Consider the following 17,340-nt stretch of genomic DNA (forward strand, 5'->3'; position numbering starts at 1 on the left):
CGGCGGCCCTACGGCTCGACGATCACTTCCTGCGCCGCGGCCGTCTCCCCCGCGACCAGCCGGGCGTCCGCCGGAACGTTGCGCTTGACCAACGCCAGGGCCACCGGCCCCAGTTCGAAGTGGCGCACCGACGTCGTCACGAAGCCGATCTTCCGGCCGTCCTCGCCCTCGTCGGCCACCCGGATCTCGGTCCCGTGCGGCGGCAGGTGCACCTCGCTGCCGTCCAGGTGGAGGAAGACCAGGCGGCGCGGCGGCTTGCCGAGGTTCTGCACCCGGGCCACGGTCTCCTGGCCGCGGTAGCAGCCCTTCTGGAGGTGGACCGCGGTGCGGATCCAGCCCAGCTCGTGCGGGATGGTCCGGTGGTCGGTCTCGAAACCGAGCCGGGGCCGGTGGTGCTCGACGCGCAGCGCCTCGTAGGCGAGCAGCCCGGCGGCCGGGCCCGCCTTCCCGGCGTACGCCTCCAGGTCGGCACGGGGCAGGAAGAGGTCACGGCCGTACGCCGTCTCGCGCACGACGGCACCCTCCGGGGCCTCGGCGATCGAGCCGGCGGGCAGGTGGACGACCGCGAAGTCGGCGGTGCGGTCGGCGACCTCCACCCGGTAGAAGAACTTCATCGACTCCAGGTAGGCGATCAGCGCCTCCTGGGTGCCCGGCTCCACGTGGGCCCAGACGGTCGTGCCGTCGTCGACCAGGTACAGCGCGTGCTCGATGTGGCCGTGCGCGGAGAGGATCAGCGCCTCGGTGGCCTCGCCGGCCGGCAGCTCGCTGACGTGCTGGGTGAGGAGCAGGTGCAGCCAGCTGAGGCGGTCCTCGCCGGTGACGGCCACGACCCCCCGGTGGGAGAGGTCGACGAAACCGGCGCCGTCGGCGAGGGCGCGCTGCTCGCGGAACAGGTCGCCGTAGTGCGCGGCGACGCCTTCGTCCACGCCCTCGGCGGATACCGCGCCGGGCAGGGACAGCAGGGGGCTCTTCATATGCATAAGCCTACGACTCGGTAATTGAACTCTGGACGGACGCGGACGCGGGGGATGCCGCCTTGGCTCTCTTCAGCGTGCAGTCCTTGCAACGCCCGAAGATCGCGAAGTGTTTCATGTCCGTCTCGAAGCCGAAGTCGCGCCGCAGCTTGGCGGTGAACTCCGCGGCCACCGCCACGTCCGCCTCGATCACGTTCTCGCAGTCGCGGCAGACCAGGTGGATGTGGTGGTGCCGGTCGGCGAGGTGGTACGTCGGCGCACCGTGCCCGAGATGGGCGTGGCTGACCAGCCCCAGCTCCTCCAGGAGCTCCAGGGTCCGGTAGACCGTCGAGATGTTGACCCCCGACGCGGTCTTCCTCACTTCACCGAGGATGTCGTCGGGGGTCGCGTGCTCAAGGGTGTCCACGGCTTCGAGCACGAGTTGCCGCTGCGGCGTCAGCCGGTAGCCGCGCTGCCTGAGGTCGCTCTTCCAGTCGGTGCTCACCACACCGAAAGTCTAGGACTACTTCCGAAATCCAGTACTACTTGAAGAACGCGATGCCGTCGTCCGGCATGTCGTCGGGGAGGGCCTTGGCCCAGCGCTCGACGTCCTCCGGGGTGACGACCTTCTTCAGGTGCGCCGACATGTAGGGGCGCAGCTCGACCTCGGGGGTCTGCTTCTCGCCGACCCACATCAGGTCGCTCTTGACGTAGCCGTAGAGGCGCTTGCCACCGCTGTACGGGGCGGAGGCGGCGGTCCGGGCGACGGCGTCGGTGACAAGGTCGATCTGGGGCTTCTGGTCGGCCATCTCGCCGTACCAGATCTCGATCACGCCGTCGTCGCGGACCATCGTGACCTCGACCTTGCGGTGGGCGTCGATGCGCCAGAAGCCGGACTCCGACTCCAGCGGGCGGACCTTGTTCCCGTCGTGGTCCAGCACCCAGGTGTGGGAGTGGTACTCCAGGAAGTCCCGTCCGTCGTGGCTGAAGGTGACCTCCTGGCCGAAGTTGCACTTCTCGGAGCCCGGGAAGTCGTGGACACCGGCGCCGGCCCAGCTGCCGAGCAGAAAGGCGAGCGGGACCAGGTCCCTGTGCAGGTCGGACGGAATCTCGATCATGGGTGGTGGTTCCTAGACTCGGGCTCGGACTCGGTTCAGCGCTGGCCCTGGTACAGCTTCTTCACGGCCAGCCAGGCGAAGGCGAGGACGCCGACGCAGACCAGGACCAGCAGGGTTTCGAAGAAGGCTTCCACGGGTGCTCCTTGAGCGAGGGCGGGCGTACGTACAAGAGCCGGGCCCCAGCTTACGCGGCCCGGGCCCGGCGCTCTTGGCGAGGTGTACCCCTGCGGGGTCAGTCCAGCAGCTCGCTCTGCAGGGTCACCGTCTGCTCGAAGGGGACGGCGGGCGCGCTGCCCTTCCGGGACTGGATGATCACGCCGACGGTGTCGCCGGAGGCCAGGTAGGCCTGCCGGGCCTGCCGGGCGCCGTAGGGCTTGAGCTCCGTGTAGGGCGCCAGTAGGACGTGCTCGATCCTGGCCGGGTCCGGGAACTTCCCGTCGAGTTCGTACTGGTCGCCGTCGCGCAGCGCGTAGGTCGGCGCGGCCTGGCTCATGAGCTTCCCGTTGAGGATCGCCTCCGCGACGGCGGCCGTGTCGAACTGCAGCAGGTAGATCCGGGTGTGCGTGCCGTCGGGTGTGGTCCAGCCGCGGGCCGCGATGTGCCGCAGGCCGTTGTCGACGAGCGTCTGGCGCAGCTCGTCGCGGTCGTCCGCGGTGGCGAACTCGGCGAGGAAGCCCTTCGTCGGCAGCCAGCCGTCCGTGCCCTTGAGTGCGGCGTCGGCGGTGGCGCCCTCCGGCGCCGGAAGGACCAGTTTCCGCAGGTCGGCGTAGTGGGTTCCGGCCGGGTTGCGGGTGTCGTCGTTCGGACCGGGGCTGCCGGAGGGCAGCGGGGGCTTCACGAGGACGGGGTACGTCCAGCGGCCGTCGGAGTGCGTGGCGAGACCGGGTACGTCGGTGCGGTCGAGCCGCGTGATGCCGTACGCCGTGCCGGTCCCGACGACGCCGAAGACGGCGACGGCGGCGACCCAGCGGAGCGTCGCCCGCAACAGCCGCCGGTCCTTCTTCACGGGCTCCGCGACGTCCGGGGCCGGGAGCGGGTCGGGGCCCGGCAGCGTGGCCGGGGCCTGGGCCGGGGCCTGGGCCTGGGCCGGGAACGGGTTCGGAGCCAGAGCCGGGGCCGGGAGCGGTTCCGGGGCCGAGGCCGCAGCCGGAGCCGCGGCCGCAGCCTGAACCGCAGCCGGAGCCGGAGCGGAGGCCGGGAGCGCGGCGGAGGCCGTGTTCGGGTCCTCGCTCGGGTCCGTGTTCGTGTTCGTCTCGGTGGTCATACGGCCGCCCCCGGGTCCTTGATCCGTTCGAGCTGGGCGTGCAGCATGTCCGCCGCGCTCTTCGTGTCCAGCGGCTTGGCCGCGCTGGCCGTGGCGGTGACCAGGACGTCCCCCACGTAGCCGTAACAGATCATCGAGTCGAGCTTCTCGCCCGAGTCGGCCGGCGGCAGGAAGCACGCGGTCGAGTCCTTGTACCCCGCGATCTCCGGGCCCTTCCGGAAGATGTCCAGCGAGTCGAAGAACTCCCGCTCGGCGTTGGCAATGGTACGGACCGTGGCCCGGTTCTCCATCTGGGCCAGCTGGACGCCCAGCGTGTACTCGTCGCCGTCGGCACCGGCGGTGTGCACGTAGCTGCGCATCACCATGCCCTTGACCGGGTTCTTGTCGATCTGCCGGTCCATCTCCTGGCGCTGCGAACGCGGCAGGTCCTGGACCGACTCCTTGCGCAGCGCGGTGGCCTGGGCGCCGCTCAACTGCACGTCCGAGCCGAATCCGGCCACGTCAGGGCCCCGCCTGTAGCGGTCCTTCTCGTACGGCAGCAGCATCCCCCGCAGACCGGTCTCCGTCGCCGCCCGCGCGCCCTCGGACTTCTTGGGCAGGCTCCAGACCGGGGCACCGGGGTCGCGGTCCGCGGCACGCACGGTCACGACCGTGTAGGCGGCACCCGCGACGACGGCCGCGGCGAGGACGCCGACGGTGGCGAAGACGGCGATACGACGCCGGGGCCGCGCCGCCGGGGCCGCAGCGTCAGCGTCAGGGGCGGGGAGGGGTACGTCGGAAGCGGCCTCGGGGACCGTCGGCTCGGAAACGGCCACGCGGACCGTCGGCTCGGGAACGGCCACGGGGGCCGCCGGTTCGGGGACCGCCGGCTCGGGAACGGCCGTTTCCGGCACCGCCGACTCGGGGTTCACGGATTGCTCGCTCACAGCCGCTCCATCTGCCGCTTCGCCAGATCCATGATCTTCGCCTTCGGGATCGGCTTCGTGTCGTAGACCCAGATCTCCATGGCGATGTCACCGCGCCAGGCGTGTGCCTCGGCCGAGTACATGTCCAGGTAGCCCGGCTTGCTGTCGGGCTTGTGGTGGACGTACGCCATGCCGTCACCGGTGCCGGGGACCGGCCAGCTCTCGGTGTCCTGCGCCGCCGAGTCGGCCCAGAAGTACGCGTTCGACGCCGCGTCCTCGGCAGCCCCGTCGGACTCCTCCTGGCGGTACTGGATCAGCCGGATCTCGACGCTGTAGGTGCTGCCCTCCCGCCAGTTGGTGGCGGCCGCCCGCCGGAAGTCGTCCTCGGCGATCAGGTTGCGGAAGGCCACGGCCGGCTTGTCGAAGGTCTCCGCGTACTCGGTCAGGTCCATCCAGCCGTCGGTCCCCACCGTGTACAGCCCCTTGCGCGCCCCGCTCGGCTTCTTCAGCAGCAGCTTGCGCAGGTCGCCGTCGACCTTGACCTTCCGGTCCTCGGCGGCCGACAGCGGTTCCGGACCGGCGCCCTTCGCCTGCGCGACCGACGGCTGGGAGAGGGACGGCAGGGCGGTGGGCGTCCGGTCGGCCTGGACGAGGTAGCCGACGCAGGTGCCGGCCACGACGCCGAGCACGGCGGCACCGGCGATCAGCGCGGCGGTACGGCCCGCACTCCGACCTCGTCCGGGCGGGGCTTCCGGAAGCGATTCCGGCGCTATTTCTTCTGGTGCTTCTGGCCGAGGTTCCGGCGGTGTATCTGGTACGTCCATTTCATCCCCCTGTGCACAAACGGGAGCACGGATTCCTTGATCCGCGCGCCACAGGAGACTCATGGTCCGTTCAATGAGTTGTACAAGGATTAATTACGATCAGGACACCGCCGCCAGCCAGGCAGCCGCCCCCGCCGCGAGCAAGAGCGTGAGGTTGAGGGCCAGTTGGCGGTCCCCCATCCTCAGGTGGACCCTGACCGCGCCGACCTGGAGCACGGCGAACCCGACGGCGGCGGCCGGGCCCAGCCAGGGCGCGACGCCGGTCAGACGCGGCAGGACCAGGCCAACCGCGCCGAGGACCTCGACGCTCCCGATCGCCCGCACGGCCGGCATCGGCGTGCCGTCCACCCACGCCATCATCGGCAGCAGCCGCTCCCTGCTCCCCGCGACCTTCAGCCCGCCCGCGTAGAGGTAGAAGAGGGCGAGCAGACCGGCCACCACCCAGTACGCGACGCTCATGAGGAGGTGGCCGGCTCGGTGGCGTAGCGGCTCATGACCTCGGTGCTCGCCTGCGGGCTCGGCGGCTCACCGGTGGCGAACAGGTCCCGCAGGTCCCGGAAGTACTGCACGTACAGGTCGGGGGTGAACGTGCTGAGCATGACGGCCGGTTCGCCGGTGACGTTGGCGAAGGTGTGCGGGGCGCCGGGCGGCACCATGACGAGGGTTCCGGCCGTGGCGTCGTACTCCTCGTCCCCGACGGTGAAGCGCACCGAGCCGGAGACGACGTAGAAGCCCTCGTCGTGCCGGGCGTGCCGGTGTTGCGGCGGACCGGGGGTGTGCGGCGCGAGGACGGACTCGGCGAGGCCGAGGCGGTGGCCGGTGGTACGGCCGTCCTCCAGGACGCGCATCCGGGTGGTGCCGAGCATCAGCACCTCGCCGTCGCCGGGCCCGACGACGGATACCGCGGGATGGACGTTGTTGTCGTGAGTCGTCATGCTCCGATTCGACGCCCAGGGCGGTCCAGCCGTCCAAGACCTGTTCCACCGACCCGATACCCGATCGGTATCGTTGCTGTATGGAGCGTATGGAGCTACGGACGCTGCGCTATTTCGTGGCGGTCGCCGAGGAACTCCACTTCGGCCGGGCCGCCGCCCGGCTCCATATGAGCCAGCCCCCGCTGAGCCGCGCGATCAAGGCACTGGAGACCGAGGTCGGGACACGGCTCCTCGAGAGGTCGCCGGCAGGGGTCGCGCTGACCCCCGTCGGGGCCGTCCTCCTCGACGAGGCCCGCGCGCTGCTCGACCAGGCCGACCGGCTGCGCGTGCGGGTCGCGACGGCGGCGGGGACCGCGGCTCTGACCGTCGGCCTTCTCGGCGACAGCACCGATCCGGGGGTACGGCGGCTGGCCCGCGCGTACCGCGAACGCCACCCGGGCGTCGAGATCCGCATCCGCGAGACCGACCTGACGGACCCCACGTGCGGCTTGCACGCCGGCGCCGTCGACGTCGCTCTCACCCGCGCGCCGTTCGACGGAACAGGGCTGGCGGTCAGGGAGTTGCGGGCCGATCCGGTAGGGGCGCTGCTCCGGGCCGACGATCCACTGGCCGGCCGGGAGAGCCTGGAGCTGGCCGAGCTCGCCGACCGGCGCTGGTTCCGGTTCCCGGAGGGCACGGACCCGCTCTGGCAGTCGTACTGGAACGGCGGGGAGGCGCGGGAGGGGCCGGTCGTGCGGGCCGTCCAGGAGTGCCGGCAGGCGGTGCTCTGGAACGGCACGGTGGGCATGACGCTGGCCGGCCACGACCCGGGCGACGGGCTCACGGTCGTACCGGTCGCCGACATGCCGCCGAGCCGGGCGGTGGTGGCCTGGGCTGAGGGGGACGGGAATCCGTTGCTGCGGTCGTTCGTGCGGGTGGCGGTCGCGGCCTATCGCCACCACGACTGACAGCGGGGTTCCCTACGCCCTTTCGACCGTTTCCCCGTACGGCGGCATGGATGGAGGCACGTGCTGAACGGGTGACCATGCCCGGCTGGAGCGCAGGCGCCGTCCGGCGTCAGGCCTGCACGGTCGGCCGGATCACGATCTCGCCGATGTCGATGCCGGCGGGCTGCTCGATCGCGTAACCGATCGCGGACGCGACGGCGGAGGGAGGCATGGCGATCTCGTCGCGCTGCCGGGCCAGCGCTGCCGCCGCCTCGGGGCTGCCTCCCCTGCCGACCCCCTCGGTGTCGGTGAACCCGGGTGAGACCAGAGTGACCCGCAGGTCGGGTCCCGACTCCTGCCGCAGCCCCTCGGTCAGCACCTTCACCGCCGTCTTGGTGGCCGCGTAGACGCCCTGCGGGGATTTCACGACATGTGCCGCGGTGGAGGCGACGTTGACGAAGTGGCCGGAGCGCTGCCGCCGGAAGACCGGAAGTGCCGCCCCGATACCGTTCAGCAGACCGGTGACATGCGTGGCGACCATCGCGTCCCAGTCGTCCTGGCGCAGTTCGTCGAACGGCGACACCGCCATCGTGCCGGCGTTGGAGACCAGGACGTCGAGCCGCCCGAACCGGTCGACCGCCGTGTCCGTCAGGAGCTTGAGGTCCGCACGGCGCGTCACGTCGACCACGACCCCGACGGCGGAGCCCTCCTTCGCCGTGATCTGTTCCACGACCTCGTTCAGCCGGTTCTCCCGCCGGGCCCCGAGGACGAGCCGTGCCCCTCTCTCCGCGAGGTAGGCCGCCGTCTCCGCGCCGATGCCACTGCTGGCACCCGTGATCGCCACGACCTTGCCCTCGATCCCTGATGACATGATCAACGCCCTTCCAAGCGGGACAGGCGCAGGCCAAACCATGGCCTACGATGAAAGTGGAGGCGCCACCACTTATCCCGGACACTAAGTGGAGGCACCCCCACTTAGCAAGCCGAAGGAGAACCCTTGCGAGCTGACGCCCAGCGCAACAGAGACAAGATCCTCGCGGCCGCGGTGCGGATGTTCGCCGTGGAGGGGCTGGACGTGCACCTGGAGCGCATCGCCAAAGAGGCGGGCGTGGGCAGCGCGACCCTCTACCGCAACTTCCCCACCCGGGAGGCCCTGATCGAGGCCGTCTACCGCAACGAGGTGGCCCAGCTCTGCGACGCCGCGCCCGGTCTGCTCGCGGCCAAGCCGCCCTACGAGGCCCTGCGCGCCTGGACCCGCCTCTTCCTGGACTACGTCACCACGAAGTACGGCATGGCCGACGCCCTGCGTGCCATCGCCGCGACGGGAAACAACCCCTACGGCCGGAGCAGGGACATGATCCTGGCCGCCATCACCGCGCTGATGGACCCCTGCGTGGCCGCCGGGACGATCCGCACGGACATCAGCGCCGCCGACCTGGCCACCGCCCTCGAAGGCATCGCCCTCACCTCGGCGAGCCCCGAACAACGTGAACGCGCCGAGCGCCTGCTCGACCTCACCCTGGACGGGCTGAAGGTCAGCGCTTGACTCCGTCGACGAAGGCGGCCCAGGCGGAGGCTTCGAAGAGGAGGGTCCCGAGGGAGGGGGCCTTGCTGTCACGGACGGGGACGAGGGAGGGGATGTCGGTGGCGACTTCGAGGCACTCGCCGCCGTCGGAGTTGCTGTAGCTGCTCTTGCGCCAAGAGGCGGTGCCGAGGAGATCGTCGGAGACTTCGACACAATCGCCGCCACTTGTGTTGCTGTAGCTGCTCTTGCGCCACGTGACGCCACTCAGGTCGACGGCTCGCATGGCACTTCCTCCAACATCCGCAGGATGAACTTGCGTGACTCGGCCGGTGAAAGCGCCAGGTCGCGCATCGCATCGTACCTACGCAGTAGCAGCTCAACTGAGGTGTTTTCTTCTACCAGTTCACCACGCAGGTCGTTCTCGGTGTAGGCGACCGTACGGCCATCCGGCAACCGCAGGAACTTCACCGAGGTATTCATCAGGCCGTGTGGTCCAGCGCTGAACGGCAGCACCTGAAGCGTGATGTTCGGCCGCTCGGCGGCTTGCGCCAGGTGCTCCAGTTGCTCCCGCCACGCCCTCGTGTCGCGCAGCGACGTGTGGAGCACCGCCTCAGACAAGATGACGCGGAACATCGGCGGATCGTCACCCTCCAGCAGTTGGCGACGCCCTACCCGTGCCTCTACCTGCTGCTCCAGTTCGGCGCCCTCGATCCAACCCACCGCTAGCGCCTCACGGGCGTATCCAGCCGTCTGAAGCAAACCCGGCGGCGAACTCACGGCGTAGTGCCACAGGCTGGTCGCCTCCGCCTCCAGCACCATGTACCGCCGGTACTGCTCCTTGAACTGCGACGGGTCCCCAACCGCCAACTCCCACAAGGCCAGCAACAGCCCAGGCGTCCCATAGACCTGATCCAGCGCCTCCACGACCTCCGGGCTCCCCAGGGTCCGCCCGCTCTCCATCTTCCCGAAGTTGGACGCGTCCCAGCCCAGTTCCTCGGCCAGCTCCCGTAAGCTCACCCCCTTCTCCGCCCGCAGCAACCGCAACTCCTCCGCGAACCGCTGCCTCGGCTCCTGACTGCGTCCCGTCACCACCCGCCTCTGCGGCACCGCACCCCTCCCGGACTCCCCGTGGAATTTGTGGAATTAGCGCCGCCAGACGGGGAAGAACCGCCCCTCCTCGGCGCGCCGACCCCACCTCCCGGCCATCCTCGTAGCAGCCTCGACACGCAGAGTAGTCCAACTCTCGCATTTCGTATAGATGTTGGACAAAAGGAGCGAATGCCATGGAGCCCGGAACCCTGCTCTACGACACCGCAACCGACCAGGTCGGCGAGTACCGGGACCAGTCGGGGCCGTACGCGATGCTGCGTCCCGTGGGGGGAGGGAGAGAGTGGCAGGCCCATCCGTCGACGCTGCGGCCGGCCACCGACAGAGAGCGGCTCAGTGCGGGCGTACGGGCGGCGAACGGCCGTACCTGGGCCGTGCCGCCGGATCCCGAGGACCTCAGCCGCCCGCCGTGGCCCGTGCCCGGCTGCGCCGAGTGCACGCACCTCGACGACCGGCGGGAGACCGCCCGCGCCGCGCACGACCACAGCGCGGCCACCGACGCGAACGTGCTGCTGCGCCAGCACCAGCGGGCGGAGCACTCGTGAACCGCCGTGTCTTCCGGTACGTGCCCTACGTGATCGTGCAGGACGCGGGTGCCGCACCCGAGTACGCGGCACGGTGCGTGTCGGGGGACGAGGAGGACTGCGGGGCCGAGTCGGGGGTGTGCGGGCATCCGGCGCAGGTGGAGGAGTGGCAGCGCAGGCATACGCAGGAGACGCGGCACATGCGGTACCGGCGGGTCTTCGCGGACTACGCGGTGCTCACGCCGGCGTGAGCCGTTCGGCGGGCGCCTGCCGTCGCCCGTCGGCTGCGGCGCACTCACGCCACCCCGGAGCCCTCGCCCGGAGGGCGGCGGATCAGGTGCAGACAGACGACCGAGGCGACGAAGGTCCGCCGTTCGGAGGCGTCCAGGCGGGGCGTCATTTCGACGACGTACTGCTGCAACCCGAGCCACGGGTCGATGGTGCTCACCTCGACCCGGCCGAGGATCTCCGGCGCGGGGTCGCCGCTTTCCGGGTCGGCCTCCGTGAGGCGCCATTCGACCGACGCCGCACTCAGCCGTGTGAGGAGGAGTCGGCGTCCCTGTTCCGTCCGGAGGCTCAGCTGCCGCGACTTGACGAGTCCACGGGCACCGGCGGTGCCGATCTCCCGGTCCGCTCCGTCGGCGAAGTGGAACCGCACCGGCCCGAACTGCTGGAACGGCTCGCCCCAGGAACGCTTCTCGATCCGGACGACGACCTCGCCGGACGTTCTCGTCAGGACGAAGTGCAGGTGGTCGATGTCCGTGACCTCGGCGAGCGGGGTCCCCTCCACGGTGGACGCGGCCAGGGCGGGGCCCCTGTACGTGCGCCACTTCGAACGCTTCGGCTGCCCCACCACGACGGCTTCCAGCGCGAACAGATCGGGTTCCGCCATCGGTCGCCCCTCCCCCGCCCCGGCTTCCCCTCGACCGGGTACGTCCACTGTGGCCGAGAACCCGTCGGATCCCCACCCCTCGGGGCGCATCGACGCCTGCGCCGCGTTCACCGTCTGATCAGAGCTGGTTCGGGCCGAGCCGCCAGGGCCGGAGCTTCTCCGGGTTCCGTACCGCCCAGATGTGCCTGATCCGGTCGCCCGCGACCTCGAAGGCGAAGACGGTCGCGACGGCGCCGTCCTGCTCGGCGACCAGGCCGGGCCGGCCGTTGACCGTGCACTCCAGGAACGTCGTGCGGTGGCCCGCCACGCGGGCGATCTCGGCGTAGGCACGGGCGATCCGCTCACCGCCCACGATCGGGTCGAGGTGGGTGACGGCCAGCCCGCCGCCGTCGGCGGTCGCGGTGGCGTCGGGGTCGAGCAGACCGATCAGGGCGTCGATGTCCTTGGCCTCCCACGCCGCTCGCCAGTCCCGAGTACGTCGTCAACAGCGTCGCCGCGGTCACCGAGACCGGCTCGCTCGTCCTCGCCTCGGGCAGTGGCAGCCAGCTCCCCGCCAACGCCGGCGGGGCGGCCCACGCGGTCTGGGTCGTCGGCGCGCAGAAGGTGGTGCCCGACCTGAACACGGCGCTGCGCCGCGTCGAGGAACACGCCCTCCCGCTGGAGGACGCCCGCGCCCGGGAGGTGTACGGGTCACCCAGCGCCGTCAACCGGCTGCTCGTCCTCAACGCGGAGCCCCGCCCCGGGCGCGGCACGGTGCTGCTGCTCCGGGAGGCAGTCGGATACTGACCGGACGCGGCGGGTCCTGGTCGGTGGTTACGCTTCCGGCATGGCGAAGAAGCTGGTGATCAAGGTGACGGCGGGGGCGGACGCCCCCGAGCGGTGCTCGCAGGCGTTCACGGTGGCGGCGGTGGCCGTGGCGAGCGGCGTCGAGGTGTCGATGTGGCTGACCGGCGAGTCCGCGTGGTTCGCCCTGCCGGGCCGGGCCGCCGAGTTCGAGCTCCCGCACGCGGCCCCGCTCCCCGACCTGGTCGACTCGATCCTCGCGGGCGGCACGCTCACCCTCTGCACCCAGTGCGCGGCCCGCCGGGACATCACGGAGAAGGACGTCATCGAGGGCGTACGGATCGCGGGCGCGCAGGTCTTCGTGCAGGAGGCGATGGCGGACGGGGTGCAGGCGCTCGTGTACTAGACGGCCGGCTTCAGGACTGCCCAACGGGGCGATCGCGTTCTCACGCGCGGGTGCCCTGTGCGCCGGGGCGCTGCTTCTGCGCGTCGACGACGGCCCGTTCCAGCACGGCGGTGGATTCGATGACCGTGCCGGGCTTGATGCCGTCGGCCTGGGACGCCGAGCACGGCCGCCACCTCCGCGTAGCCGAGCCCGGACCACACGCAGAGCGTGAAGACCTCGCGCTCACCCCGGCGAAGCTTCTTCAGGGCCCGCTGGGCGGCGGCCAGTTCGTCGGCATCGGCGATGCGGCCGACGAGTTCGTCGGCGAAGTCCGGGACCGTCTCCTTGGCCGGCAGACGCTCCAGGGCCTGCCGGTGGCGGCGCGCGGCGCGGGTGGTGTTGCGCAGTACGTTCACGGCGATGCCCATCAGCCAGGGCCGCGGGCTGCCGCCCTCGTCCCGCAGCCTGGCGCGCAGCCGCCACGCCTCCAGGAAGGTCAGCGAGACGATGTCCTCGGCGACGGTCCAGTCCCCGGTCACCCGCACGGCGTGCCGGTGGACCAGTCTGGCGTGGTCACGGAAGAGCTCGCGGAACGCCTCGGGGTCGCCGGCCCGTATCCGGGTGTGCAATGAGTAGTCCACGTCAAGCCTTGTCCAAGCGGCGGGGCGGGTTCCCGTGGCGTGCGTCACACGATCGGGGTCCGGTCAGCCGGTGGGCGTGCCGACGTCGTCGCGTTCCAGTGCGGAGCGGAGGTTCGACAAGGTCTGCGCGACGGCCGGCAGTGCGGACCCGCCCAAGGTCTCCGTGAGCAGTTCGGCGAGCAGCTCGCCGGCTGTGGTCTCCGCCGCGTCGACGAGAGCCGTGCCGTCCTCGGTGAGCGCCAGCAGCGACGACCTGCGGTCCGCGGGATTGGCCTGCCGGACGACCCAGCCCTGCTTCTCCAGGCGGTCCACGCTCTTGCTGGTCGCGCCGACCCCGATGGCGAACCCGGCGGCGAGGTCCCCCACCCGGCACCCCGGACGGTCGCGGAGGTGGCGCAGCAGCTCGAACTGCGAGGTGACGATTGCGTGCCGCTCCCGGAGCCGGTCGTTGAGAGCGTTGTACAGACGCGTCTCACAACGGACGAGGTCGTGGAAGAAGCCCAGGAGAGCGTCGGTGCCATCGCTTGATTTATATGCCACGGCATATACTGTAGCGGCATATACATGCGAAGGGGAGCGGCGATGAGCAGGGAACAGCGCGCGATGATCGACGCGATGGTGCGGCAGCCTCGGCCCGAGGGCCCGCAGTCGGTCGAGGAGATCCGGGCCGGATTCAGGGAGCTGATGGCCGGGATGCGGGTCCCGGACGGGATCCGTACCACGGCCACGACCCTGGGCCCGCGCCCGGCGCTGCTGGTCGAACCGGCCGGCGGGGCGGTGGCGGACACGGCCACGCTCCTGTACTTCCACGGGGGCGCCTTCGTGTTCGGCTCACCCGAGACCGCACTGTCCCTGACCGGCAACCTCGTGGCCAGGACCGGGTTCCGGGCCCTCTCACTGGACTACCGGCTCGCTCCCGAGCACCCGTTCCCGGCCGCGGTCGAGGACGCGGTGAGCGCCTACCGCGCGCTGCTGGACAGCGGCCTGGACCCTTCGGCCATCGCGTTCGCGGGGGACTCCGCGGGCGGTGGCCTCGCCATCACCACCTGCCTGGCCGCGCGCGAGGCGGGACTCCCGATGCCCGCGGCGATCGTGGCGTTCTCGGCCGGGCTCGACGCCACCAGGACCGGAGAGAGCATGACGACCAAGGCAGGCATCGACCCGTTCTTCACGCGGGAGTCCCTCGAACACACCGGGGCCATGTACCGCGCGGGCCAGGACCCCCGCCACCCCCTGCTCAGCCCTGCCGTCCTCGCCGACCCGACCGGCCTCCCGCCGATGCTCCTGCAAGTGGGCACCAACGAGGTCCTCCTGGACGACTCCACCCGCATGGCCGCGCGCGCGACGGCCGCCGGAGTGGACGTCGTCCTCGACATCACCGCGGACGTACCGCACGTGTTCCAGTCGTTCGCCGGCGTCCTGGACGAGGCCGACGAGGCACTGGACCGCGCGGCCCTCTTCCTCACCCAGCGGGTCCGCGCCGCGAAAGCCGACCAGGAGAGCTAGGACCTCGGCCGCTTCTTGCCGTCCAGCTCGTCCCACCACTCGTCCGACTGCGGATCACCGGAGGGGTCGTCCCACCAGCGGTCGTCGGGTCCGCGACGGTTCGCGACCATCGCGGCGACCGGGGGGATGACCATGGCCACCACGCACATCCCCACGGCGGCGGGGACGGACCAGATACGCACGACTGCCCACGCCAGGACGAAGAGACCGATGCAGATCCCCATCATGACGAAGTAGACGCGACGGCGACGGGCCAGCATGCATCCAGGGTAGGTCGGCCAGGGGCGTCGGGCACGGGACGGGCAACGGGTGCGAGCCCCCCCCCCCAAGGGCCGACGGACGGAGTCCGGCGCAGCGTCACGAAGCCTGCGAAGCAGTGCGAGCGACGCGTCAAGAAGGGGCCATGCGACGGCGACGGGCCGGCATGCATCCAGGGCAGGTCGGCCAGGGGCACGGAAGCGGCGAAGGGCCGCACCCTCCGGAGTGTGATCCGGGAGGTGCGGCCCTTTCGGGTGTGCTCAGACCGCGATCGCGACCTCGGCCAGGCCGCCCTGCTGGGCGACGACCGTGCGGTCGGCGGTGGCGCCGGGGACGAGGGCGCGGACGGTCCAGGTGCCCTCCGCCGCGTAGAAGCGGAACTGTCCGGTGGCGGAGGTGGGGACCTCCGCGGTGAACTCGCCGGTCGAGTCGAGCAGGCGGACGTAGCCGACCACGGGCTCGCCGTCCTTCGTCACCTGCCCCTGGATCGTGGTCTCACCGGGCTTGATCGTCGAGGGGTCCGGGCCGCCGGCCTTCGCTCCACACATGCTGATACTCCAGAGGTCTTGAACGGTCGGTCTGAGGGGTGTTACTTGTTGGCGCCGAGCTCGATCGGGACGCCGACGAGGCTGCCGTACTCGGTCCAGGAGCCGTCGTAGTTCTTGACGTTCTCGACACCGAGCAGCTCGTGCAGGACGAACCAGGTCAGGGCCGAGCGCTCGCCGATGCGGCAGTACGCGATGGTGTCCTTGGCGAGGTCGACCTGCTCCTCGGCGTAGAGCTCCTTGAGCTCGTCGTCCGACTTGAAGGTGCCGTCGTCGTTGGCGTTCTTCGACCACGGGATGTTGCGGGCGGACGGGACGTGGCCCGGACGCTGCGACTGCTCCTGCGGCAGGTGGGCCGGGGCGAGCAGCTTGCCGGAGAACTCGTCGGGCGACCGCACGTCGACGAGGTTCTGCGAGCCGATCGCCGCCACGACGTCGTCGCGGAAGGCGCGGATCGCGGTGTTCTGCGGCTTGGCCTTGTAGGTGGTCTCGGTGCGCTCCGGGACCTCCTCGACCAGCTCGCGGGCGTCCAGCTCCCACTTCTTGCGGCCGCCGTCGAGGAGCTTGACGTTCTCGTGGCCGTAGAGCTTGAAGTACCAGTAGGCGTAGGACGCGAACCAGTTGTTGTTGCCGCCGTAGAGGATCACCAGCGTGTCGTTGGCGATGCCCTTCGCCGACAGGAGCTTCTCGAAGCCCTCCTGGTCGATGAAGTCGCGGCGGACCGGGTCCTGCAGGTCCTTGGTCCAGTCGATGCGGATCGCGCCTCGGATGTGGTTCTTCTCGTAGGCGGACGTGTCCTCGTCCACCTCCACGATCGCGATCTCGGGGTTGTCCAGGTTGTCCTGGACCCAGTCGGCGTCGACCAGGACGTCGCTGCGGCTCATGCTCTTTCTCCTCCGGGGCAGGTGCGGCGGGGCGTGCGAGTGCGGGTGCGTGCGCGTCAGCGCGCACGGATGCCCTCGGCAGGGAGGGCAGGGGGGATGCGGAGGCGGCGCGGCCTCCGCCGTCAGAAGGGGCGACAGAGCATGGCGGCGACGCGGCACAGGTCGACTGCCCGCCGCTTCGTGAGATCCGCCTGACGCTTCATGGGCTCGATCGTAGGGACGGATAACCGGGCATGTCACCGGCATATCGTATGGTGAGATGCGATCGTCCGAATTGTGGGACGCCGGAAGGTGGCGAGGCGTGCTTCCGGGGCGGCCAGGCGCCGGTGTCGGTCATCGCATCTACTGTACGGACACAGCCGTCTCGCGTGGTGGACCGGCGCCGGTGCCGCCGTGCCGCCTCCTACCCGGCCAGCCTGACGTTCGAACCCTTCACCGCGATCTCCACGCCGTCCTTCTCGGCCTGCACCTTGTCCAGCTTGATACCGCCAGGGAGCTGGTTGATGGCCTGCTGGAAGTCGGAGGCCTGACGGAAGCGGTCCTCGGCGAGGCTGACACCGGCGAGCTTGGGGAGGTTGTCGGCGTGCACCTGCACGGTGTTGTTCTTGACGGTGACCGTGCTGAGGACGTTCACCTTCTGGTGGGCGCTGACGCCGGGGACGGTGACGTCGACGGCGACCTTGATCTTGCCGTTGCCGCCGTCGGAGAGCCCGACGACCTGGCCGGTGAAGCCGAGGCCGAGGTCGGTGGGTGCGGTCTGGGCGTTCTTCAGCAGCTCGGCGTAGGAGATGAGCGCGGTGCCGTTGGCGGTCTGCGCGGTGGCGGAGCTGTAGTCGCCGGTGAAGGTGACGTCCTTCATGTCGGCGTTCAGGTCCTCGATGCGGATGGTCTTGCCGGTGGTGCCGGTGGTGGCGTCGTAGTCCTTGATGCCGACGTGCACGTCGTCGAGGGTGCCGCTCGCGACCTGGGTGAGGAACGGGAAGCCCTTGATGGAGACGTCGGGGGTGCTCGCGAGGTTCTCCGTCGTCTTCAGCTTGTCGGCGGCCTCGCCCTGGGCGAAGTGCACGGCGACGCGGTCGACGATCACGAAGAGGACGCCGAGGACTACGACGACGATCAGAAGGATTCGCAGTGCACGCATGTGGTCGGTTTCCCCCGGGGTCGGCTGCTCACGTCGGTCCCGCCACGCTAACCCTGCGGGGGCGGGCCGACGGCGAATTGTCGAGCAGCTGTGACACTGGGGGCGCTGGTGGTGCTGGGGGCTGCCGCCCCCAGGCCCCCGCATCGGGGGAACCGGTGCATGGTCCGCGTGCGGGCCGGTGGGGGCTGGTCGCGCAGTTCCCCGCGCCCCTCAGGTCAGCTGCC

Annotated in this window: 26 protein-coding genes and 1 pseudogene; 7 read left to right on the forward strand and 20 right to left on the reverse strand. The window is 70.6% G+C overall.

Features of this window, described 5'->3' with window-relative positions; genetic code table 11:
* Nucleotides 1–8: 8 nt before the first annotated feature.
* The 8 genes from ACFY6U_RS27105 to ACFY6U_RS27140 all read right to left on the reverse strand — a co-directional run bounded on the left by ACFY6U_RS27105 (nt 9) and on the right by ACFY6U_RS27140 (nt 5,999).
* Nucleotides 9–974, reverse strand: coding sequence for a YgfZ/GcvT domain-containing protein (locus ACFY6U_RS27105; RefSeq protein ID WP_390042278.1), 966 nt, complete (start codon nt 972–974; stop codon nt 9–11).
* Between the two features lie 10 nt (nt 975–984).
* Nucleotides 985–1,461 carry a transcriptional repressor gene (locus ACFY6U_RS27110; RefSeq protein WP_350779213.1) on the reverse strand — a complete coding sequence of 159 codons (477 nt, stop codon included), beginning with the start codon at nt 1,459–1,461 and terminating at the stop codon, nt 985–987.
* Between the two features lie 34 nt (nt 1,462–1,495).
* Nucleotides 1,496–2,071 carry an FABP family protein gene (locus ACFY6U_RS27115; protein WP_390042280.1) on the reverse strand — a complete coding sequence of 192 codons (576 nt, stop codon included), beginning with the start codon at nt 2,069–2,071 and terminating at the stop codon, nt 1,496–1,498.
* A 232-nt stretch (nt 2,072–2,303) separates the two neighbouring features.
* A complete protein-coding gene (locus ACFY6U_RS27120; RefSeq protein ID WP_390042282.1) occupies nt 2,304–3,335 on the reverse strand; it encodes a hypothetical protein in 1,032 nt (343 codons plus the stop codon).
* Complete coding sequence (locus ACFY6U_RS27125) at nt 3,332–4,261, reverse strand: hypothetical protein (RefSeq protein ID WP_390042284.1); 930 nt, start codon at nt 4,259–4,261, stop codon at nt 3,332–3,334. The genes ACFY6U_RS27120 and ACFY6U_RS27125 overlap by 4 nt, the downstream gene beginning before the upstream one ends.
* Entirely contained in the window at nt 4,258–4,929 is a 672-nt protein-coding gene (locus ACFY6U_RS27130; protein WP_390042286.1) for a hypothetical protein, read from the reverse strand. The genes ACFY6U_RS27125 and ACFY6U_RS27130 overlap by 4 nt, the downstream gene beginning before the upstream one ends.
* 234 nt (nt 4,930–5,163) lie before the next feature.
* Nucleotides 5,164–5,523, reverse strand: coding sequence for a DoxX family protein (locus ACFY6U_RS27135; RefSeq protein WP_390042288.1), 360 nt, complete (start codon nt 5,521–5,523; stop codon nt 5,164–5,166).
* Complete coding sequence (locus tag ACFY6U_RS27140; protein WP_390042290.1) at nt 5,520–5,999, reverse strand: cupin domain-containing protein; 480 nt, start codon at nt 5,997–5,999, stop codon at nt 5,520–5,522. The genes ACFY6U_RS27135 and ACFY6U_RS27140 overlap by 4 nt, the downstream gene beginning before the upstream one ends.
* 89 nt (nt 6,000–6,088) lie before the next feature.
* On the opposite strand from ACFY6U_RS27140, the gene ACFY6U_RS27145 reads away from it, so the two are divergent.
* Nucleotides 6,089–6,946 carry a LysR substrate-binding domain-containing protein gene (locus ACFY6U_RS27145; protein ID WP_390042442.1) on the forward strand — a complete coding sequence of 286 codons (858 nt, stop codon included), beginning with the start codon at nt 6,089–6,091 and terminating at the stop codon, nt 6,944–6,946.
* Nucleotides 6,947–7,055: 109 nt separating this feature from the next.
* Here ACFY6U_RS27145 and ACFY6U_RS27150 read toward each other — a convergent pair whose 3' ends face one another.
* Nucleotides 7,056–7,796 carry an SDR family oxidoreductase gene (locus ACFY6U_RS27150; protein WP_390042292.1) on the reverse strand — a complete coding sequence of 247 codons (741 nt, stop codon included), beginning with the start codon at nt 7,794–7,796 and terminating at the stop codon, nt 7,056–7,058.
* Between the two features lie 126 nt (nt 7,797–7,922).
* Between ACFY6U_RS27150 and ACFY6U_RS27155 the strand changes: the two genes are divergently transcribed.
* Nucleotides 7,923–8,471, forward strand: a complete 549-nt coding sequence (locus ACFY6U_RS27155; RefSeq protein ID WP_390042294.1) for a TetR/AcrR family transcriptional regulator — start codon at nt 7,923–7,925, stop codon at nt 8,469–8,471.
* Here ACFY6U_RS27155 and ACFY6U_RS27160 read toward each other — a convergent pair.
* Together ACFY6U_RS27160 and ACFY6U_RS27165 are read right to left on the reverse strand one after the other, a co-directional pair.
* Complete coding sequence (locus tag ACFY6U_RS27160) at nt 8,461–8,733, reverse strand: DUF397 domain-containing protein (RefSeq protein WP_390042296.1); 273 nt, start codon at nt 8,731–8,733, stop codon at nt 8,461–8,463. The two genes, ACFY6U_RS27155 and ACFY6U_RS27160, sit on opposite strands and share 11 nt — an antisense overlap.
* On the reverse strand, nt 8,715–9,557 hold the full coding sequence (locus ACFY6U_RS27165; RefSeq protein ID WP_390042298.1) for a helix-turn-helix domain-containing protein: 843 nt from the start codon (nt 9,555–9,557) through the stop codon (nt 8,715–8,717). Before ACFY6U_RS27165 ends, ACFY6U_RS27160 begins: the two co-directional genes overlap by 19 nt.
* A 176-nt stretch (nt 9,558–9,733) precedes the next feature.
* Here ACFY6U_RS27165 and ACFY6U_RS27170 point away from each other — a divergent pair, with 176 nt between their 5' ends.
* Both ACFY6U_RS27170 and ACFY6U_RS27175 read left to right on the forward strand, forming a co-directional pair.
* Entirely contained in the window at nt 9,734–10,102 is a 369-nt protein-coding gene (locus tag ACFY6U_RS27170; protein ID WP_390042300.1) for a hypothetical protein, read from the forward strand.
* Nucleotides 10,099–10,332 (forward strand): hypothetical protein, encoded by a 234-nt coding sequence (locus ACFY6U_RS27175; RefSeq protein ID WP_390042302.1) that lies wholly within the window; start codon nt 10,099–10,101, stop codon nt 10,330–10,332. Before ACFY6U_RS27170 ends, ACFY6U_RS27175 begins: the two co-directional genes overlap by 4 nt.
* Before the next feature lie 44 nt (nt 10,333–10,376).
* Here ACFY6U_RS27175 and ACFY6U_RS27180 read toward each other — a convergent pair whose 3' ends face one another.
* Both ACFY6U_RS27180 and ACFY6U_RS27185 read right to left on the reverse strand, forming a co-directional pair.
* Nucleotides 10,377–10,973 carry a hypothetical protein gene (locus ACFY6U_RS27180; protein WP_390042303.1) on the reverse strand — a complete coding sequence of 199 codons (597 nt, stop codon included), beginning with the start codon at nt 10,971–10,973 and terminating at the stop codon, nt 10,377–10,379.
* Between the two features lie 118 nt (nt 10,974–11,091).
* Nucleotides 11,092–11,325 carry a hypothetical protein gene (locus tag ACFY6U_RS27185; protein ID WP_390042305.1) on the reverse strand — a complete coding sequence of 78 codons (234 nt, stop codon included), beginning with the start codon at nt 11,323–11,325 and terminating at the stop codon, nt 11,092–11,094.
* A gap of 149 nt (nt 11,326–11,474) precedes the next feature.
* Here ACFY6U_RS27185 and ACFY6U_RS27190 point away from each other — a divergent pair.
* Nucleotides 11,475–11,759: pseudogene (locus ACFY6U_RS27190) on the forward strand (LUD domain-containing protein); the annotation flags it as partial.
* Nucleotides 11,760–11,799: 40 nt separating this feature from the next.
* The gene (locus tag ACFY6U_RS27195; RefSeq protein ID WP_294005152.1) at nt 11,800–12,162 is read left to right on the forward strand and encodes a DsrE family protein; all 363 of its coding nucleotides are present in this window, start codon (nt 11,800–11,802) and stop codon (nt 12,160–12,162) included.
* Here the strand turns inward: ACFY6U_RS27195 and ACFY6U_RS27200 are convergent.
* Nucleotides 12,159–12,782 carry an RNA polymerase sigma factor gene (locus tag ACFY6U_RS27200; protein WP_390042307.1) on the reverse strand — a complete coding sequence of 208 codons (624 nt, stop codon included), beginning with the start codon at nt 12,780–12,782 and terminating at the stop codon, nt 12,159–12,161. The two genes, ACFY6U_RS27195 and ACFY6U_RS27200, sit on opposite strands and share 4 nt — an antisense overlap.
* Nucleotides 12,783–12,845: 63 nt before the next feature.
* Complete coding sequence (locus ACFY6U_RS27205; RefSeq protein ID WP_390042309.1) at nt 12,846–13,322, reverse strand: MarR family winged helix-turn-helix transcriptional regulator; 477 nt, start codon at nt 13,320–13,322, stop codon at nt 12,846–12,848.
* Nucleotides 13,323–13,364: 42 nt separating this feature from the next.
* Between ACFY6U_RS27205 and ACFY6U_RS27210 the strand changes: the two genes are divergently transcribed.
* Complete coding sequence (locus ACFY6U_RS27210) at nt 13,365–14,288, forward strand: alpha/beta hydrolase (protein WP_390042311.1); 924 nt, start codon at nt 13,365–13,367, stop codon at nt 14,286–14,288.
* Here ACFY6U_RS27210 and ACFY6U_RS27215 read toward each other — a convergent pair.
* From ACFY6U_RS27215 to ACFY6U_RS27235, 5 genes are all read right to left on the reverse strand, one after another.
* Nucleotides 14,285–14,548 carry a DUF3099 domain-containing protein gene (locus ACFY6U_RS27215; RefSeq protein WP_294005149.1) on the reverse strand — a complete coding sequence of 88 codons (264 nt, stop codon included), beginning with the start codon at nt 14,546–14,548 and terminating at the stop codon, nt 14,285–14,287. The two genes, ACFY6U_RS27210 and ACFY6U_RS27215, sit on opposite strands and share 4 nt — an antisense overlap.
* A 258-nt stretch (nt 14,549–14,806) precedes the next feature.
* Complete coding sequence (locus ACFY6U_RS27220) at nt 14,807–15,094, reverse strand: DUF1416 domain-containing protein (RefSeq protein WP_093501297.1); 288 nt, start codon at nt 15,092–15,094, stop codon at nt 14,807–14,809.
* 41 nt (nt 15,095–15,135) lie between these two features.
* A complete protein-coding gene (locus tag ACFY6U_RS27225; RefSeq protein WP_390042313.1) occupies nt 15,136–15,975 on the reverse strand; it encodes a sulfurtransferase in 840 nt (279 codons plus the stop codon).
* 122 nt (nt 15,976–16,097) lie between these two features.
* Nucleotides 16,098–16,178 (reverse strand): Ms5788A family Cys-rich leader peptide, encoded by an 81-nt coding sequence (locus ACFY6U_RS27230; RefSeq protein ID WP_350751515.1) that lies wholly within the window; start codon nt 16,176–16,178, stop codon nt 16,098–16,100.
* Nucleotides 16,179–16,378: 200 nt separating this feature from the next.
* The gene (locus ACFY6U_RS27235; protein ID WP_390042315.1) at nt 16,379–17,116 is read right to left on the reverse strand and encodes a DUF2993 domain-containing protein; all 738 of its coding nucleotides are present in this window, start codon (nt 17,114–17,116) and stop codon (nt 16,379–16,381) included.
* Between the last annotated feature and the right edge of the window lie 224 nt (nt 17,117–17,340).

It is taken from the genome of Streptomyces sp. NPDC013157 (assembly GCF_042899865.1).
Lineage (GTDB): Bacteria > Actinomycetota > Actinomycetes > Streptomycetales > Streptomycetaceae > Streptomyces.

Coding starts and splice junctions, on each gene's coding strand:
- ACFY6U_RS27105 (WP_390042278.1), bottom strand. CDS start 974: ATGAAGAGCCCCCTGCTGTCCCTGCCCGGCGCGGTATCCGCCGAGGGC.
- ACFY6U_RS27115 (WP_390042280.1), bottom strand. CDS start 2,071: ATGATCGAGATTCCGTCCGACCTGCACAGGGACCTGGTCCCGCTCGCC.
- ACFY6U_RS27120 (WP_390042282.1), bottom strand. CDS start 3,335: ATGACCACCGAGACGAACACGAACACGGACCCGAGCGAGGACCCGAAC.
- ACFY6U_RS27135 (WP_390042288.1), bottom strand. CDS start 5,523: ATGAGCGTCGCGTACTGGGTGGTGGCCGGTCTGCTCGCCCTCTTCTAC.
- ACFY6U_RS27140 (WP_390042290.1), bottom strand. CDS start 5,999: ATGACGACTCACGACAACAACGTCCATCCCGCGGTATCCGTCGTCGGG.
- ACFY6U_RS27145 (WP_390042442.1), top strand. CDS start 6,089: ATGGAGCTACGGACGCTGCGCTATTTCGTGGCGGTCGCCGAGGAACTC.
- ACFY6U_RS27150 (WP_390042292.1), bottom strand. CDS start 7,796: ATGTCATCAGGGATCGAGGGCAAGGTCGTGGCGATCACGGGTGCCAGC.
- ACFY6U_RS27160 (WP_390042296.1), bottom strand. CDS start 8,733: ATGCGAGCCGTCGACCTGAGTGGCGTCACGTGGCGCAAGAGCAGCTAC.
- ACFY6U_RS27170 (WP_390042300.1), top strand. CDS start 9,734: ATGGAGCCCGGAACCCTGCTCTACGACACCGCAACCGACCAGGTCGGC.
- ACFY6U_RS27180 (WP_390042303.1), bottom strand. CDS start 10,973: ATGGCGGAACCCGATCTGTTCGCGCTGGAAGCCGTCGTGGTGGGGCAG.
- ACFY6U_RS27195 (WP_294005152.1), top strand. CDS start 11,800: ATGGCGAAGAAGCTGGTGATCAAGGTGACGGCGGGGGCGGACGCCCCC.
- ACFY6U_RS27210 (WP_390042311.1), top strand. CDS start 13,365: ATGAGCAGGGAACAGCGCGCGATGATCGACGCGATGGTGCGGCAGCCT.
- ACFY6U_RS27215 (WP_294005149.1), bottom strand. CDS start 14,548: ATGCTGGCCCGTCGCCGTCGCGTCTACTTCGTCATGATGGGGATCTGC.
- ACFY6U_RS27220 (WP_093501297.1), bottom strand. CDS start 15,094: ATGTGTGGAGCGAAGGCCGGCGGCCCGGACCCCTCGACGATCAAGCCC.
- ACFY6U_RS27225 (WP_390042313.1), bottom strand. CDS start 15,975: ATGAGCCGCAGCGACGTCCTGGTCGACGCCGACTGGGTCCAGGACAAC.
- ACFY6U_RS27230 (WP_350751515.1), bottom strand. CDS start 16,178: ATGAAGCGTCAGGCGGATCTCACGAAGCGGCGGGCAGTCGACCTGTGC.
- ACFY6U_RS27235 (WP_390042315.1), bottom strand. CDS start 17,116: ATGCGTGCACTGCGAATCCTTCTGATCGTCGTCGTAGTCCTCGGCGTC.